Origin of the sequence: Paraburkholderia sp. J63 (genome assembly GCF_905220245.1) — a bacterium.
Lineage (GTDB): Bacteria > Pseudomonadota > Gammaproteobacteria > Burkholderiales > Burkholderiaceae > Paraburkholderia.
In genome coordinates this window covers 15,564-32,393 of sequence record NZ_CAJMZF010000002.1, presented here as the reverse complement: position 1 = coordinate 32,393, position 16,830 = coordinate 15,564, and the positions used below count along the sequence as shown (strand labels likewise).

Below are 16,830 nucleotides of genomic sequence, written 5' to 3'. Positions count from 1 at the left end.
GTACGCCGCCCCATGAAGAGTCCGCTTGAGCACGCATCCGTGCCAGCCGCCACGCTTGCCGCCGCGCTCGAATACGTACCGGTTCCGGCTTTTGAAGATAACTACATCTGGGTCGTGTCGGACGGCCGCAATGCCGTTGCCGTCGATCCGGGCGACGCCGCGCCGGTTCGCGCATATCTGGCGAAGCGAGGCTGGCGGCTCGTCGCTATTTTACTCACCCATCACCACAACGACCACGTCGGCGGGGTGGCCGATCTCCTTTCGGATGCCCGCGTGCCGGTGTACGGCCCGGCCAGCGAGGCGCTCGGCCCGCTCGATGCGTTCGTCACGCGCGTGAAGGGTGGCGATGCGGTGCATCTGGACGCGCCGGCGCTCGACTTCGAGGTGATGGACGTGCCGGGCCACACGCGCGGCCATATCGCGTATTTCCAGGCTGCCGATCCGGCCAGCTCATCGAGCACGCCGCATCTCTTTTGCGGCGACACGCTGTTTGCCTGCGGCTGCGGACGCCTCTTCGAGGGCACGCCCGCGCAGATGCTCGCTTCGCTCGATTCGTTCGCGGCGCTGCCGGGCGCGACTCAGGTGCATTGCGCGCACGAGTACACGCTCTCGAATATCCGTTTCGCGCTGGCCTGCGATCCGGACAATGCCGAGCTGCGCGACTGGAGCCGCGCAGCAGCTGCATTGCGCGAGCGCGGCGCGCCGACCTTGCCGACCACGATTGCGCACGAGCGTGCGGTCAACCCGTTCCTGCGCGCCGGCGATCCGGCCGTGCAGGCGACGCTCGCCGAGGCGCTCCATGAAACGGTGTCGGACCGGCTGGCTGCTTTCACGCTGATGCGTGAGTGGAAGAACCGGTTCCGCTGACCCACCCAGGCGCGGGGGTATCCTCATCCCAAAAGTATGGAATATCGTCCAAGCTGCGGATTTTCATGAGGTTTTTCCAATTATTCCGATTGACGGAAACGTGTGCGTTCCGTACTATCGGCTCCAAATTCCTGCCATTAGCAAGTAGACGTTCATGCGATTTATCCTAAGCGCGCTGCTGGTTCTCATGCTCGCCGCCTGTGCGAGCGGGGGGCCGACTGCGAACTCAGCCAACTCACTTTCCCCAGCCGATCCCCAGGCGCGCGCCGACGCCATCCGCAAGACCTCCGCAGCGAAAGAAACGATCAACGTCGATAACGGCTCGGTCGATCAGCTCACGAGTCCGGACGCCGACCTCTGGGCGCGCATTCGCCGCGGCTTCCAGATGCCCGACCTGCAGAGCGACCTCGTCGACATGAACGCCCAGTGGTATGCGGAGCGTCCCGACTACGTCGCGCGCATGACCGAGCGCTCGCAGAAATATCTGTACCACATCGTCGAAGAGCTCGAGGCGCGCCATATGCCGACCGAGCTCGCGCTGCTGCCGTTCATCGAGTCCGCGTACAACCCGCAGGCGCTGTCCGTCGCGAAGGCGGCGGGCATGTGGCAGTTCGTGCCGGGCACGGGCCGCACCTATAACCTCAAGCAGAACATGTGGCAGGACGAGCGCCGCGACGTGCTCGCCTCCACCAGCGCGGCGCTCGACTATCTCTCGCGCCTGCACGACATGTTCGGCGACTGGTATCTCGCGCTTGCCGCCTACAACTGGGGCGAGGGCAACGTGCAGCGCGCGATCGCGCGCAACCAGGCGGCCGGCCTGCCGACCGACTACCAGAGCCTGCGCCTGCCCAATGAGACGCGCAATTACGTGCCCAAGCTGCAGGCGGTCAAGAACATCGTGATGAACCCGCAGCAATATGGGCTCACGCTGCCGTCCATTCCCAATCACCCGTATTTCGTCACCGTCACCACGTCGCACGACATCGACGTGGACGTCGCGGCCAAGCTCGCGAACATGACGCCCGACGAGTTCCGCTCGCTCAATCCGTCGTTCAAGAAGCCGGTCATTCTCGGCGCGACCGATCCGCAGATCCTGCTGCCGTTTGACAACGCAAGCGCCTTCGAGCGCAATCTCAAGTCGTATTCGGGCCAGCTTTCCTCATGGACCGTCTACACGACCGACTCGCGCACCACGCCGGCGGCCATCGCGCAGAAGATCGGCGTGGACGCGGACACGCTCATGTCGGTCAACAAGATTCCGGCGGGCATGCGCCTGAAGGCGGGCTCGACGCTCGTGGTGCCGCGCACCGACGATGGCGACGACGAGGACATCAGCGCCGACGTGGCCGAAAGCGCCGTGCTGGCCATGGAGCCGGACGTGCCCGACACGCGCAAGATGCTGATCCGCGTGCGCCGCAAGCAGTCGATGGAAACGGTGGCGGGGCGCTATGGCGTCTCGGTCGGCCAGCTCAAGGCCTGGAACAAGACGCGTCGCGATCTCGTGACGCCGGGGCAGGTGCTCGTGCTGCACGTGCCGGTCGGCAAGGCGATGCCGAGCGAACCGGGGCCGGAGCGCCTCGCGACCAACGTGTCGGGCGGCGGCGTGGAGCGCATCGGGACGCGGGTTGCAGACACGGGTCCCAAGTCGCGCTACGATAAGAAGCACGGTCGCGCGCGCACCGAGGTCGTCAAGGTTTCCGAGCCGGTCAAGGCGAAGGCTTCCAGCGCAGCGCCCAGCAAGGCGTCGAAGGGTGCGGCGAGCCGCCCGAAGGCCGAAACCCATACGCAGAAGCACAAATCTAAATAGCGGCTGGCGAAGGGTGCTCAAGTCGTGCGCTGCGGGGGCAGCGCACGATGTGTTTCGCTCCGATCACTTTTGCCATTGGTTTCTCACGCCGTCACCCCGCCAGGTGGCGGCGTTTTCATTTGTGGGCAAAAAGGGGCGACCGCCCGGCCAACGTGTCTGAGGAGAATGCCGCTGCGCCTGGCCGCCGGCCGGCCGCCTTGCGGTCCTTGGGCGCCTATAGTGGAAACAGCGCCGTCCCGGCCTGCACCGGCGCGCCGCCCGATGGGCTTCATCCCGAAATTTGAAAGAGAGGGCATTTTCGCGCTATAATTTCAAGGTTTGAGCTTATCAACCCGCACCCTAGCGCCTACCTCCCCCATCCGTTCATCCGCCGCCCGCGCTTTCCGTTTCTTACTGGCTGGCTGCCGCCCGATCGAGCGTCACAAACGCACGTTCGCGGCCCGGCGCCCGACACACGGTCAAACACGGACAAGTCGCGTAACGAGCAGACTGTGGAGCGCGCCGCGCGCGCGTCCTGATCGCAACGACAGGATGCCGACGCCGCAGCCGCTCCCAGGTCGCAAGACACGCAACGTCGGATAACAGGTCGGCACAGGGTGCTCCCCCAAGGAGTCTCCCGTGTTGCCGTCTTTCTCTCCCGCTCTGCTCGCGCTCGCCGACGGCACGGTCTTTCGTGGTTATTCGATCGGCGCGCCGGGTCATACGATCGGTGAAGTCGTGTTCAACACGGCCATCACCGGTTATCAGGAAATCCTGACCGACCCGAGCTACGCTCGCCAGATCGTCACCCTGACGTATCCGCATATCGGCAACGTCGGCGTCAACGCCGAAGACGTCGAAGCCACGAAAGTCCATGCCGCCGGTCTGATCATTCGCGATCTGCCCACGCTCGCCTCGAACTTCCGCATGGAGCGCACGCTCGGCCAATATCTGAAGGACGAAGGCGTCGTCGCGATCGCTGGCATCGATACGCGCAAGCTCACGCGTATCCTGCGCGAGAAGGGCGCACAGAACGGCGCGATCCTCGCGGGTTCGGACGACGAAGCCAAGGCCATCGAACTCGCGCGCTCGTTCCCGGGCCTCGCGGGCATGGACCTCGCGAAGGTCGTCTCGACCGACAAGCCCTACGAATGGACGACCACCGAATGGCGTCTGGGCGAAGGCTACCGCACGCAGTCCGCGCCGAAGTACAAGGTCGTGGCGTTCGACTTCGGCGTGAAGCAGAACATCCTGCGCATGCTGGCCGAGCGCGGCTGCCACGTCACGGTGCTGCCGGCGCAGGCCACGGCGGCCGACGCGCTCGCGCTCAACCCGGACGGCGTGTTCCTCTCGAACGGCCCCGGCGATCCGGAGCCGTGCGATTACGCGATCAAGGCGACGCAGGAATTCATCGCGCGCGGCATCCCGACCTTCGGCATCTGCCTCGGTCACCAGATCATGGGCCTCGCACTCGGCGCGAAGACCATCAAGATGAAGACCGGCCACCATGGCGCGAACCATCCGGTGAAGGACCTCGGCGACGGCCGCGTCGTCATCACGTCGCAGAACCACGGCTTCGCGGTGGACGCCGCGACGCTGCCCGCGAACGCGCGCGTCACGCACGTCTCGCTCTTCGACGGCACGCTGCAGGGTTTCGAGCTTACCGACAAGCCCGCGTTCTGCTTCCAGGGCCACCCGGAAGCGTCGCCCGGTCCGAAGGACGTCGGCTATCTGTTCGACCGCTTCACCGCGCTGATGGACAACGCCAAGGGCGACAAGCGCACGGCAGTCGCGTAAGCGCGAGCGAGAGCAGGGCGCGCAGCGAGCCGGGTAAAAGCGGCCCACGCGCACGCCCGGCGGTGAGCGGCAAGGCGTGACTCATGGAACGGAGCACGCGCCGCGCGCCGCAAGAAGGAAAGAAACAGGAATATTTAGCGAGAGCGTTATGCCCAAGCGGACAGACATCAAGAGCATTCTCATCATCGGCGCGGGGCCGATCATCATCGGCCAGGCCTGCGAATTCGACTACTCGGGCGCACAGGCGTGCAAGGCGCTGCGTGAGGAAGGCTACAAGGTCATTCTCGTCAACAGCAATCCGGCGACGATCATGACCGACCCGAACACGGCCGACGTCACCTACATCGAGCCGATCACGTGGGAAGTGGTGGAGCGCATCATCGAGAAGGAGCGCCCCGACGCGATCCTGCCGACGATGGGCGGCCAGACCGCGCTGAACTGCGCGCTCGATCTGCACCACCACGGCGTGCTGAAGAAGTACGACGTCGAGCTGATCGGCGCATCGCCCGAGGCGATCGACAAGGCCGAAGACCGCCAGAAGTTCAAGGACGCGATGACGAAGATCGGCCTCGGCTCGGCGAAGTCGGGTGTCGCGCACTCGATGGAAGAGGCGACCAGGGTTCACGCCGAGATCGCCGCGTCGACGGGCTCGAGCGGCTATCCGATCGTGATTCGCCCGTCGTTCACGCTCGGCGGCTCGGGCGGCGGCATCGCCTACAACCGCGAAGAGTTCGAAGAGATCTGCAAGCGCGGTCTCGATCTCTCGCCCACGCGCGAGCTGCTGATCGAAGAGTCGCTGCTCGGCTGGAAGGAATACGAGATGGAAGTGGTCCGCGACAAGGCGGATAACTGCATCATCGTCTGCTCGATCGAAAACCTCGACCCGATGGGCATCCACACCGGCGACTCGATCACGGTCGCGCCGGCGCAGACGCTCACCGACAAGGAATACCAGATCCTGCGCGACGCCTCGCTCGCGGTGCTGCGCGAGATCGGCGTGGATACGGGCGGCTCGAACGTGCAGTTCTCGATCAACCCGCGCGACGGCCGTATGATCGTGATCGAGATGAACCCGCGCGTCTCGCGTTCGTCGGCGCTGGCCTCGAAGGCCACCGGTTTCCCGATCGCCAAGGTCGCGGCGAAACTCGCCGTCGGCTATACGCTCGACGAACTGCGCAACGAAATCACGGGCGGCCAGACGCCGGCCTCGTTCGAACCGACCATTGACTACGTTGTCACGAAGATTCCGCGTTTCGCGTTCGAGAAGTTCCGCGAAGCCGACCCGCGTCTCACCACGCAGATGAAGTCGGTGGGCGAGGTGATGGCGATTGGCCGGACGTTCCAGGAGTCGTTCCAGAAAGCGCTGCGCGGCCTCGAAGTGGGCGTCGACGGTCTCGACGAGAAGACCACGAGCCGCGACGAAGTCATCCGCGAGATCGGCGAAGCCGGCCCGGACCGCATCTGGTACGTGGGCGACGCGTTCCGCGTGGGCATGACGCGCGAAGAAGTGTTCGAGGAAACCGCGATCGATCCGTGGTTCCTCGCGCAGATCGAAGAGATCGTGCAGAAGGAAGCAGCCGTGAAGGGCCGCACGCTCGAAAGCCTCTCGAAGGACGAGCTGCGCTTCCTCAAGCAGAGCGGTTTCTCCGATCGTCGACTCGCAAAGCTGCTCGGCGCGAAGCCCGCCGACGTGCGCCGCCGCCGCATCGAACTGAACGTGCGCCCCGTCTACAAGCGTGTGGACACCTGCGCGGCCGAGTTCGCGACCAGGACCGCCTATATGTACTCGACCTATGAGGACGAGTGCGAGGCAAACCCGACCAACAACAAGAAGATCATGGTGCTGGGCGGCGGCCCGAACCGGATCGGCCAGGGTATCGAGTTCGACTACTGCTGCGTGCACGCCGCGCTCGCGATGCGCGAAGACGGCTACGAAACGATCATGGTCAACTGCAACCCCGAGACCGTTTCGACCGACTACGACACCTCCGACCGCCTGTACTTCGAGCCGCTCACGCTCGAAGACGTGCTCGAAGTCGTGGATCTGGAAAAGCCCGCTGGCGTGATCGTGCAGTACGGCGGCCAGACGCCGCTGAAGCTCGCGCTCGACCTCGAGGCGAACGGCGTGCCCATCGTCGGCACCTCGCCGGACATGATCGACGCCGCAGAAGACCGCGAGCGCTTCCAGAAGCTGCTGCAGGACCTGAATCTGCGCCAGCCGCCGAACCGCACCGCGCGCGCTGAAGACGAAGCGCTCAAGCTCGCCGACGAAATCGGCTATCCGCTCGTCGTGCGCCCGTCGTACGTGCTGGGCGGCCGCGCCATGGAAATCGTCCACGAGCCGCGCGACCTCGAGCGCTACATGCGCGAGGCCGTGAAGGTGTCGAACGATTCGCCGGTGCTGCTCGACCGCTTCCTGAACGACGCGATCGAATGCGACGTCGACTGCATCTCCGATGGCACGGACGTGTTCATCGGCGGCGTGATGGAGCACATCGAGCAGGCGGGCGTGCACTCGGGCGACTCGGCATGCTCGCTGCCGCCGTACTCGCTCTCGCAGGAAACCGTGGCTGAGCTCAAGCGTCAAACGGCCGCGATGGCCAAGGCGCTCAACGTGGTCGGCCTGATGAACGTGCAGTTCGCGATCCAGCAGGTGCCGCAGGACGACGGCTCGAAGAAGGACGTCATCTACGTGCTCGAAGTGAACCCGCGCGCCTCGCGTACCGTGCCGTACGTCTCGAAGGCCACGAGCCTGCCGCTCGCGAAGATCGCGGCGCGCGCGATGGTCGGCCAGAAGCTCGCGGAGCAGGGCGTGAAGAAGGAAGTGGTGCCGCCGTACTTCAGCGTGAAGGAAGCGGTGTTCCCGTTCGTGAAGTTCCCGGCTGTCGATCCGGTGCTCGGACCCGAAATGCGTTCGACCGGCGAAGTGATGGGCGTGGGCAAGACCTTCGGCGAGGCGCTCTTCAAGTCGCAGCTCGCAGCGGGTTCGCGCCTGCCCGAGTCGGGCACCGTTTTCATCACCGTGATGGACGCGGACAAGCCCAAGGCCGTCGAAGTCGCGCGCATGCTGCACGAACTCGGCTACCCGATCGTGGCCACGCGTGGCACGGCGGCGGCGATCGAAGCGGCCGGCGTGCCGGTGAAGGTCGTGAACAAGGTGAAGGACGGCCGTCCGCACATCGTCGACATGATCAAGAACGGCGAGATTTCGCTCGTTTTCACGACGGTCGACGAGACCCGCGCGGCGATCGCCGATTCGCGTTCGATCCGCATGAGCGCCCAGGCGAACAAGGTCACGTACTACACCACGATGTCGGGCGCACGCGCCGCCGTCGAGGGTCTGCGCTACCTGAAGAACCTGGAAGTCTATGATTTACAAGGCCTCCACGCTCGCCTAAACTAAGGCTTCGATTGCCTGTCTAACGTCCACGAGGCAGGCAACAGGCTGAATACAAAGCTGAATGTGCCGCGGTTAAGCGGCGTCCCAACAGGGTTTTCGGGCAGCGCCCATGCGCGCTGCCGCCCTCGTGGGATGCACTTGACCGCGGTGATTTTTTTTATGGCCGCAACGTTTTTTTAGCGCGGCATCAATACGGCCCCAAGCGGCCGAACGAGTTGTTTATGAGCACGATTCCCTTGACCAAGCGCGGCGCAGACCAACTTCGCGAAGAGCTGCAGCGCCTGAAATCCGTCGAGCGTCCGGCGGTCATCAATTCGATCGCCGAAGCGCGCGCCCAGGGCGATTTGTCGGAAAACGCGGAGTACGACGCCGCGAAGGAAAAGCAGGGCTTCATCGAAGGCCGCATCGCCGAAATCGAGTCGAAGCTGGCGGCGGCGCAGATCATCGACCCGGCATCGCTCGAGGCCGATGGCCGCGTGGTGTTCGGCTCGACCATCGACCTCGAAGACCTCGACTCGGGCAAGAGCGTTACCTATCAGATCGTCGGCGACGACGAAGCCGACCTCGAGCACGGCCTGATCTCGGTGAGCTCGCCCATCGCGCGCGCGCTGATCGGCAAGACCGAAGGCGACGTGGCCGAAGTGCAGGCGCCCAGCGGCGTGCGCGAATATGAAATCATCGAGGTTCGCTACGTCTGACAGGCGCGCCGACGTGAGTGCATCGCTCCAGACCCATCGGGGTTCCACCGTGCCGCATCGTTTGTTCGGCCTGCTGGCCATGTTGTGGGTGGGCAGCCAGTTGACGATCGGCTATGCGGTCGCGCCCGTGTTGTTCGCTTCGCTCGAACGCATGCAGGCCGGCGCGATCGCGGCGCAGCTGTTTCGCATCGAGGGCATTCTCGGCGTGGTGTGCGGCGTGCTGCTGCTCGGGCTCTCCAACGTGCTCGCGCGGCGTGGCGCGGTGAGCTACCGGCGCGTGCGCTGGCTGCTGGCCGGCATGCTGCTGTGCGTGCTGATCGGCTATTTCGCGCTGCAGCCGTTCATGAACGCCATGCGCGTCGAGGCGATGAACGCGGGCATGGACATCGCCAACTCGCCGTATGCGAGCCGCTTCGGCATGCTGCACGGCGTGTCGAGCGTGTTCTATCTCATCGAGAGCCTGCTGGGCATCGCGCTCGTCTGGCTGCAGCCGGCGGTACGCGGCGTCGCGGCGCGCTAAGCGTGCTCAGCGTTCTAAGCGCGCGAGGCGCCTGAGGTACGCAGCGGCGCGCATCCATTGCACAGACAGCACAGGCGAAAAAAACGCGGCACACCGGCCGCGCTTTTCTTACTTCGAGCCTTGATGGGCTCGCTTCGAACTGGTCTGACGCTTCTTGGCGCGCTTGATGTTGCCGCCCTGCGTAACCCGTTCGTTGCCCTTGACCGTGACCTTCTGCGCTTTCGGCTTGCGCATCGGGTTGTCGCTGGGCTTGACGACCTTCACGGTGCGCGGCGCGCCATGCTTGCCCGCTTCGCGCGCGCTCGGCACGTCGCCGGCCGGGCGCTTGACGGTGCCGCGTGCACCGGCGCGGGCCGTGGTGGTCTTCGGCTTGACTTGCTCGGGCTTGTAGATCACCAGCAGCTTGCCGATGTGCTGGATGGGCGCCGCGTTCAGGCGGTCGCAGATCGCTTCGTAGATCGCGAGGCGCTCTTCGCGCTCGTCGCCGAACACGCGCACTTTGATGAGCTGGTGCGCGTCGAGGTGGGTCTGGATTTCCTTGATGACGGCGTCCGTCAGTCCCTCGGCGCCGATGAGCACGACCGGTTTGAGGGCGTGAGCCTGGGAACGCAGTTCGGAGCGCTGTTCGGCAGTAAGAGTGAGGGCGGGCATGGGATGTGGCAGACTCGACTAAAATGACGGCGCCCGCCGGTCGGCGTGAAAAGCCGGCATGACAGACCTCACAACGAGGGCCGCCAGGCGGCAGGCGCGTCGGAACAATGGAAAAACCGTGGAGAACGGCGTGGCGCGGGCAGATGCCGGCGAGCGAGGCGGTGAGAACCGCGCGCCTTGAGCCGGACGGGCCGCGACGGCCGCACGAATTAAACGCGTATTATCCGCTAAAAGCGCGACATCACGCAGCAAGAGTTCACCTTTAATGGCAAAAAACCGCTTCAATCAGTCGTGGCTGCACGACCACATTAATGATCCGTACGTGAAGATGGCGCAACGGGAGGGCTATCGCGCCCGCGCCGCGTACAAGCTCAAGGAAATCGACGAGCAGGACAAGCTGATCCGCCCGGGCATGGTGATCGTGGACCTCGGCGCGGCGCCGGGCAGCTGGAGCCAGTACGCGCGCAACAAGCTCGCGCAGAGTTCGAAGCGCGACGACCAGCGCGAGGGCGGCATCGACGGTACGATCATTGCGCTCGATCTCCTGCCCATGGAGCCCATCGCCGACGTGCAGTTCCTGCAGGGCGACTTCCGCGAGGACGACGTGCTCGCGCAACTCGAAGAAGCGGTCGGTGGCCGTCCGGTGGACCTTGTAATTTCCGACATGGCGCCCAATCTGTCAGGTGTTGCGTCGGCCGATGCCGCGCGCATCGAACACGTCTGCGATCTCGCGCTCGAGTTTTCGCAGAATCATCTGAAACCCGATGGTGCCCTTTTAGTAAAATGCTTTCACGGCAGTGGTTACAGCCAGATCGTCGAGAAGTTCAAGCACCAGTTCAAGGTCGTGGCCGCGCGCAAGCCGAAAGCTTCGCGTGATAAATCGTCTGAAACGTTTATATTGGGTAAACATCTGAAGCGATCCCGCTGATACCCCAAGCCAGATAAGCTGGGGATGGCAAAAAATCGGCTCCAGTGCAGCGAGCGTGGTGCAAGGACGATTGAGTCGTTCGCCCCGGATCGGCTTCGGGACGCAGTCCTGGCAAGGCGCTCAGGCTATTTCCGCGGTAGCGAAACGTTATGGCGAGCCCCTGCGTACTGGATTAGAATGCTTTGGTGGTGTCGCAAGCAAAATGTAGGCGCCTGTCTATGAGTGAAGGAGTGGTGCTTTGAACAACAACATGTTTTCGAAGGCAGCGGTGTGGCTGGTAATCGCACTGGTGCTGTTTACGGTGTTCAAGCAGTTCGACAAGCCCCGTGTCCAGGAAGGCGTTTCGTACTCGCAGTTCATGGACGATGCGAAGGCCGGCAAGGTCAAGAGCGTCGTGGTGCAGGGGCGGAACCTCACGGTCACTCCGGCCGACGGCCAGAAATATCAGATCGTCTCCCCCGGGGACATCTGGATGGTCGGCGACCTGATGAAATACGGCGTGCAGGTGAGCGGCAAGGCTGACGAAGAGCCCAATGCGCTCGTTTCGGCGTTGTATTACCTCGGACCAACGATCCTGATCATCGTGTTCTGGTTCTACATGATGAGACAGATGCAGGGGGGCGGCAAAGGCGGGGCGTTCTCGTTCGGTAAATCGCGTGCCCGTCTGATCGATGAGAACAACAACGCGGTCAACTTCTCCGACGTCGCGGGCTGCGACGAAGCCAAGGAAGAAGTGTCCGAGCTCGTCGACTTCCTGCGCGATCCGCAAAAATTCCAGAAGCTGGGCGGGCGCATCCCGCGCGGCGTGCTGCTGGTCGGTCCTCCGGGTACCGGTAAGACTCTGCTCGCGCGCGCCATTGCCGGCGAAGCCAAGGTGCCGTTCTTCAGCATCTCGGGTTCGGACTTCGTGGAAATGTTCGTCGGCGTGGGCGCGGCCCGCGTGCGCGACATGTTCGAGCAGGCCAAGAAGCATGCGCCGTGTATCGTGTTCATCGACGAAATTGACGCGGTCGGGCGTCATCGCGGCGCCGGCATGGGCGGCGGCAACGACGAGCGCGAGCAGACGCTGAACCAGATGCTCGTGGAGATGGACGGCTTCGAGGCCAATTCGGGCGTCATCGTGATCGCGGCAACCAACCGTTCGGACGTGCTCGACAAGGCGCTGCTGCGTCCGGGCCGCTTCGACCGCCAGGTCTATGTGGGCCTGCCGGATATCCGCGGCCGCGAGCAGATCATGAAGGTGCACCTGCGCAAGGTGCCGATCGCCAACGACGTCGACGCAGCAGTGATCGCGCGTGGCACGCCGGGCTTCTCGGGCGCCGATCTCGCGAACCTCGTGAACGAGGCGGCGCTGTTCGCGGCACGCCGCGGCAAGCGTATCGTCGAGATGCAGGACTTCGAGGACGCCAAGGACAAGATCTTCATGGGTCCGGAGCGCAAGTCGGCCGTCATTCGCGAAGAGGCGAAGCGCGCGACCGCTTACCACGAGTCGGGTCACGCGGTGATCGCGAAGCTGCTGCCGAAGGCCGATCCCGTGCACAAGGTCACGATCATCCCGCGCGGCCGTGCACTGGGCGTGACGTGGCAGTTGCCGGAGCACGACAACGAGACCTATTCGAAGGACTATCTGCTTGACCGTCTGGCTATCCTGTTCGGCGGCCGGGTGGCGGAAGAGCTGTTCATGAATCTGATCAGCACGGGTGCCTCGGACGACTTCAACAAGGCCACGCAGACGGCCCGCGCGATGGTCACGCGCTTCGGCATGACCGACGCGCTCGGACCGATGGTCTATGCCGACGACGACAACGACGGCGGCGCGTTCGGCAAGGGCTTCACGCGCGCAATCTCGGAAGCGACGCAGCAGAAGGTCGACGCGGAAATTCGCCGCGTGCTCGACGAGCAGTACAACCTCGCGAAGCGCCTGCTCGACGAGAATCGCGACAAGGTCGAAGCCATGACCGCCGCGCTGATGGAGTGGGAAACGATCGACGCCGATCAGATCAACGACATCATGGCCGGCCGTCCGCCGCGCTCGCCGAAGAGCACCCCGTCGGCGGGCGATGCGCCTTCGTCGGGTGGCAGCACGGGCACCGAGGTCAAGCCCGGCAGCGCCACCGCGCCGGCCTGACCGGCCACAGCGCGTCAAGATCGAGTAAAGTTGCGGGCCGGTGTGGTGTTCACATCGGCCCGTTTGCATTTCTGGCCGCGCTATAACAGCGCCGCTACAACGGCGGCCGTCGTGCTTTGCTGTCGAGCCCGCCGATGGGCGTTGCCGGGAGCGCCGCCTGCGCGGCCACATTGAGTTACATATCTGACGTTTCTTGACGTGCCCAATCTGACTTCGCAGGGTAATCTGCCCAATGCGCTCGCCGACGTGGCTGCGCCCGAACCGCTCGTCTGCGGCCGTTTCACACTGACTTTCGAGCGTCCGCTCGTCATGGGGATTCTCAACGCCACGCCGGACTCGTTTTCGGACGGCGGCCGCTATCTCTCCTTCGACGACGCGATGCGCCGCGCCGAGCAAATGCTGCTCGACGGCGTGGACATCATCGATATCGGCGGCGAGTCGACGCGTCCGGGCGCGCCGCCCGTTGCGCTCGACGAGGAACTCGAACGGGTGATTCCGCTCGTCGAGCGGCTCAAGGGCGCGAACGTGCCGCTTTCGATCGATACGTACAAGCCGGAAGTGATGCGCCACGCGCTGGCAGCGGGCGCCGACCTGATCAACGACGTCTGGGGCTTTCGCATGCCCGGTGCCATCGACGCGGTGAGGGAAAGCCGCTGCGGGCTGTGCGTGATGCACATGCTCGGCGAGCCGCGGACCATGCAGGTTGGCGAGCCCAATTATGTCGATGTCGTGCGCGAGGTGCGCGAGTTTCTGCAGGCGCGCTGTGCCGAACTCGAGGCGGCGGGCGTGGCGAAGGCGCGCATCAGCGTCGATCCGGGCTTTGGCTTCGGCAAGTCCGTGGTCGAGCACAATTACGCGCTGCTCGCGCATCTGCGCGAGACGGCGCCGCGGGTCGCGGCCGGCGGCGCACCGTATCCGGTGCTCGCGGGCATGTCGCGCAAGTCGATGCTCGGCGCGCTCGTGAACCGGCCTGCGCCCGAGCGCCTCGCGGCCAGCGTGGCGGCGGCCGTGTGCGCGGCGCAGCAGGGCGCGGCGATCATCCGCGTGCACGACGTCGCGCCCACGGTCGATGCGCTCAAGGTATGGGGCGCCATGCGCGAGGCTGCGCGTTGCTGAGAGAACATGGCGCAGGCATGCGCCGAAAAACAGAACCAATGAGAGGTTGAATGATGGGTCGTCGCTATTTTGGAACTGATGGGGTTCGCGGCAAGGTCGGCGAAGCGCCGATCACGCCGGATTTCGTGCTGCGCCTCGGCTATGCGGCGGGCAAGGTGCTGGCGGGCGCGGCCGGGGAGAAGCGCTCGCGTCCGTCCGTGCTGATCGGCAAGGACACGCGCATTTCGGGCTATATGCTCGAGGCGTCGCTCGAGGCGGGGCTCTCGGCCGCCGGCATCGACGTGATGCTCGCGGGCCCGATGACGACGCCCGGCATCGCCTATCTCACGCGCGCGCTGCGGCTTTCGGCGGGCGTCGTGATCAGTGCCTCGCACAATCCGTACTACGACAACGGCATCAAGTTCTTCTCCGCCGACGGCAACAAGCTGCCCGACGAAGTCGAGACGCAGATCGAGGAGCAGCTCGAATTGCCGCTCGACTGCGCGCCGTCGGAACAGCTCGGCCGCGCGCGCCGTCTGGACGACGCGGGCGGCCGCTATATCGAGTTCTGCAAGAGCACGTTCCCGCAGGCGTTCAACCTGCGGGGGCTCAAGCTCGTTGTCGACTGCGCAAACGGCGCGGCCTACGACATCGCGCCGCACGTGTTTCACGAGCTGGGCGCCGATGTGGTGCCCATCGGCGTGTCGCCGAACGGCTTCAACATCAATGACGGCGTGGGCGCGACCGCGCCCGACGCGCTCGTGCGCGCGGTGCGCGCGAATCACGCGGACCTCGGCATCGCGCTCGACGGCGACGCCGATCGCGTGCAGATCGTGGACGCGCAGGGCCGCCTTTACAACGGCGACGAGCTGCTTTATGTGCTCGTGAAGGACCGCATGGCGACCGACGGTAAGGTCGACGGCGCGGTCGGCACCCTGATGACGAATCTCGCGATCGAGCAGGCGCTGGAGCGCATCGGCGTATCGTTCGTGCGCGCCAATGTGGGCGACCGCTACGTGCTCGAGCAGTTGCGCGAGCGCGGCTGGCTGATCGGCGCCGAGGGCTCGGGGCACATTCTGTCGCTCGACCGCCATACGACCGGCGACGGCATCGTCTCGGCGCTGCTCGTGCTCGCCGCGATGAAGCGCAGCGGCCAGAGCCTCGCGCAATTGCTCGACGGCGTGACGCTGTTTCCGCAGAAGCTCATCAACGTGCGCATCGCCCAGGGCGCCGACTGGAAGGGCCATGCCGCGATCCAGAAGGCCATCGCCGACGCCGAATCCGAGCTCAAGGGCAAAGGCCGCGTGCTGATCCGCGCCTCGGGCACGGAGCCGGTGCTGCGCGTGATGGTCGAGGCGCGCGACGAGCGCGACACGCTCCATTACGCCGAATCGATCGCCGATACCGTCAAGCGCTCGATCGCCTGATCGTCTGATCTTCTGGTCGCGGCAATCTGTCGCAACCCAGAGCCGATACGGCCGGCGGTTCCCGCGGCCAATCTCCCTGCGAACACGGCGCCATGCAAACGGCATGGCGCCGTGTTTCGTCTTGTGCTGCCGGGTCAGCACGCCTCCGCTTGTTCCCCTTTCTCTGCTCAAGCAAACGTTTCACCTTTGCTGCAGAGGCCGCTCGCGCATGCATCGGGCATCCTGCACTTCCGGCCCCGTAATGCCGCCCAATGCCCGGCCCACGGCCCGCCGCGTCCGAGCGCCCCATTCGGCGGGGCGCGCCCGTCTTTGAAGCCGCCTCGTCCCCCGCGATCGTGCCGCCTTTCATGCGGTAATCGTTTTGACACGATCGCTTCATGAATCGTCACGGTACTGTCACAAAGAGCCCCTAAGCTTCGCGGTGTCGTCAATCCGCTCACACACCTGGAGGCCACATGAAATTGATGCAAACCGCGCTCGCTGGCGTTGCTGGCGCGCTTTTCGCGATCGCAGCGCAGGCTGCTGATATCACCGGCGCGGGCAGCACCTTCGCAGCACCGATCTACACGAAATGGGCAGATGCCTATCAGAAGTCGGGTGGCGGCAAGGTCAACTACCAGGGCATCGGCTCGTCGGGCGGCATCAAGCAGATTCAGGCGAAGACCGTCGACTTCGCGGGCTCGGACGCCCCGCTGAAGGACGACCAGCTGGCCAAGGACGGCCTGTTCCAGTTCCCGACGGTGGTCGGCGGCGTCGTGCCGGCGATCAACGTGCCCGGCATCAAGGCCGGCGAAATCACGCTTTCGGGCCCGGTGCTCGGCGACATCTACCTCGGCAAGATCAAGAAGTGGAACGATCCGGCCATCGCCGCGCTGAACCCGAAGGTCAAGCTGCCTGATCTGGACATCGCCGTGGTCCGCCGCGCCGACGGTTCGGGCACGAGCTTCATCTGGACCGACTACCTCTCGAAGGTCAACCCCGAGTGGAAGAGCAAGGTCGGCGAAGGCACGACCGTTGCATGGCCGACCGGCACGGGCGGCAAGGGCAACGACGGCGTCGCGGCCTTCGTGCAGCGTCTGCCGGGCGCGATCGGCTACGTCGAATGGGCGTACGCGAAGCAAAATCACATGGTCTACACTGCCATGAAGAACGAGTCGGGCGCCGTTGTCCAGCCGACCACCGAAACGTTCAAGGCCGCAGCGGCCGGCGCGGACTGGAAGAAGTCGTTCTACCAGATCCTCACGAACGAGCCGGGCAAGGACGCATGGCCGGTCGTCGGCGCGACCTTCGTGCTGCTGCACACGGCGCAGGACAAGCCGGAGCAGGGCAAGGAAACGCTCAAGTTCTTCCAGTGGGCGTTCCAGAACGGCTCGGGCGCGGCTAACGATCTCGACTACATCTCGCTGCCGCAGTCGGTCGTGAGCGAAATCGAATCGCAGTGGAAGGCGAAGGTGAAGGACGCCAGCGGCAAGTCGGTTGCCGAATAAGGCGGCTTCGTTGCTGCAGGGCCACTAAGACGGGCCACGGGCCGCC

General features: G+C 64.8%; 12 protein-coding genes. 11 read left to right on the top strand and 1 reads right to left on the bottom strand.

The window, feature by feature from the left end; all coding sequences use genetic code 11:
* The first annotated feature begins 12 nt into the window (after positions 1–12).
* The 6 genes from gloB to U5775_RS02375 all read left to right on the top strand — a co-directional run bounded on the left by gloB (position 13) and on the right by U5775_RS02375 (position 9,068).
* On the top strand, positions 13–867 hold the full coding sequence (gene gloB, locus U5775_RS02400; protein ID WP_322056537.1) for a hydroxyacylglutathione hydrolase: 855 nt from the start codon (positions 13–15) through the stop codon (positions 865–867).
* A 154-nt stretch (positions 868–1,021) separates the two neighbouring features.
* Positions 1,022–2,674, top strand: a complete 1,653-nt coding sequence (locus U5775_RS02395) for a transglycosylase SLT domain-containing protein (protein ID WP_322056536.1) — start codon at positions 1,022–1,024, stop codon at positions 2,672–2,674.
* A 618-nt stretch (positions 2,675–3,292) separates the two neighbouring features.
* A complete protein-coding gene (carA, locus tag U5775_RS02390) occupies positions 3,293–4,450 on the top strand; it encodes a glutamine-hydrolyzing carbamoyl-phosphate synthase small subunit (RefSeq protein ID WP_322056535.1) in 1,158 nt (385 codons plus the stop codon).
* Between the two features lie 148 nt (positions 4,451–4,598).
* Positions 4,599–7,853: a carbamoyl-phosphate synthase large subunit gene (gene carB / locus U5775_RS02385; protein ID WP_322056534.1), complete on the top strand. Its 3,255-nt coding sequence runs from the start codon at positions 4,599–4,601 to the stop codon at positions 7,851–7,853.
* A 218-nt stretch (positions 7,854–8,071) separates the two neighbouring features.
* Positions 8,072–8,548 (top strand): transcription elongation factor GreA, encoded by a 477-nt coding sequence (gene greA / locus U5775_RS02380; protein WP_028216025.1) that lies wholly within the window; start codon positions 8,072–8,074, stop codon positions 8,546–8,548.
* Between the two features lie 49 nt (positions 8,549–8,597).
* On the top strand, positions 8,598–9,068 hold the full coding sequence (locus U5775_RS02375) for a DUF4149 domain-containing protein (protein WP_322056868.1): 471 nt from the start codon (positions 8,598–8,600) through the stop codon (positions 9,066–9,068).
* Positions 9,069–9,176: 108 nt separating this feature from the next.
* Here U5775_RS02375 and yhbY read toward each other — a convergent pair whose 3' ends face one another.
* Positions 9,177–9,719, bottom strand: coding sequence for a ribosome assembly RNA-binding protein YhbY (gene yhbY / locus U5775_RS02370; protein ID WP_322056533.1), 543 nt, complete (start codon positions 9,717–9,719; stop codon positions 9,177–9,179).
* Between the two features lie 265 nt (positions 9,720–9,984).
* Between yhbY and U5775_RS02365 the strand changes: the two genes are divergently transcribed.
* The 5 genes from U5775_RS02365 to pstS all read left to right on the top strand — a co-directional run bounded on the left by U5775_RS02365 (position 9,985) and on the right by pstS (position 16,784).
* Positions 9,985–10,647: an RlmE family RNA methyltransferase gene (locus tag U5775_RS02365; protein ID WP_322056532.1), complete on the top strand. Its 663-nt coding sequence runs from the start codon at positions 9,985–9,987 to the stop codon at positions 10,645–10,647.
* Between the two features lie 238 nt (positions 10,648–10,885).
* On the top strand, positions 10,886–12,775 hold the full coding sequence (gene ftsH, locus U5775_RS02360; RefSeq protein WP_322056531.1) for an ATP-dependent zinc metalloprotease FtsH: 1,890 nt from the start codon (positions 10,886–10,888) through the stop codon (positions 12,773–12,775).
* Positions 12,776–13,084: 309 nt separating this feature from the next.
* Positions 13,085–13,891, top strand: a complete 807-nt coding sequence (folP, locus tag U5775_RS02355; protein WP_322056867.1) for a dihydropteroate synthase — start codon at positions 13,085–13,087, stop codon at positions 13,889–13,891.
* 53 nt (positions 13,892–13,944) lie between these two features.
* Positions 13,945–15,297 (top strand): phosphoglucosamine mutase, encoded by a 1,353-nt coding sequence (gene glmM, locus U5775_RS02350; protein WP_322056866.1) that lies wholly within the window; start codon positions 13,945–13,947, stop codon positions 15,295–15,297.
* A gap of 455 nt (positions 15,298–15,752) precedes the next feature.
* The gene (gene pstS, locus U5775_RS02345) at positions 15,753–16,784 is read left to right on the top strand and encodes a phosphate ABC transporter substrate-binding protein PstS (protein WP_322056530.1); all 1,032 of its coding nucleotides are present in this window, start codon (positions 15,753–15,755) and stop codon (positions 16,782–16,784) included.
* Positions 16,785–16,830 lie beyond the last annotated feature (46 nt).

Bases quoted from the DNA above. Each gene is read 5' to 3' on its own strand.
- pstS (WP_322056530.1), top strand. From the start codon at position 15,753: ATGAAATTGATGCAAACCGCGCTCGCTGGCGTTGCTGGCGCGCTTTTC.
- U5775_RS02395 (WP_322056536.1), top strand. From the start codon at position 1,022: ATGCGATTTATCCTAAGCGCGCTGCTGGTTCTCATGCTCGCCGCCTGT.
- folP (WP_322056867.1), top strand. From the start codon at position 13,085: ATGGGGATTCTCAACGCCACGCCGGACTCGTTTTCGGACGGCGGCCGC.
- yhbY (WP_322056533.1), bottom strand. From the start codon at position 9,719: ATGCCCGCCCTCACTCTTACTGCCGAACAGCGCTCCGAACTGCGTTCC.
- glmM (WP_322056866.1), top strand. From the start codon at position 13,945: ATGGGTCGTCGCTATTTTGGAACTGATGGGGTTCGCGGCAAGGTCGGC.
- carB (WP_322056534.1), top strand. From the start codon at position 4,599: ATGCCCAAGCGGACAGACATCAAGAGCATTCTCATCATCGGCGCGGGG.
- U5775_RS02365 (WP_322056532.1), top strand. From the start codon at position 9,985: ATGGCAAAAAACCGCTTCAATCAGTCGTGGCTGCACGACCACATTAAT.
- gloB (WP_322056537.1), top strand. From the start codon at position 13: ATGAAGAGTCCGCTTGAGCACGCATCCGTGCCAGCCGCCACGCTTGCC.
- greA (WP_028216025.1), top strand. From the start codon at position 8,072: ATGAGCACGATTCCCTTGACCAAGCGCGGCGCAGACCAACTTCGCGAA.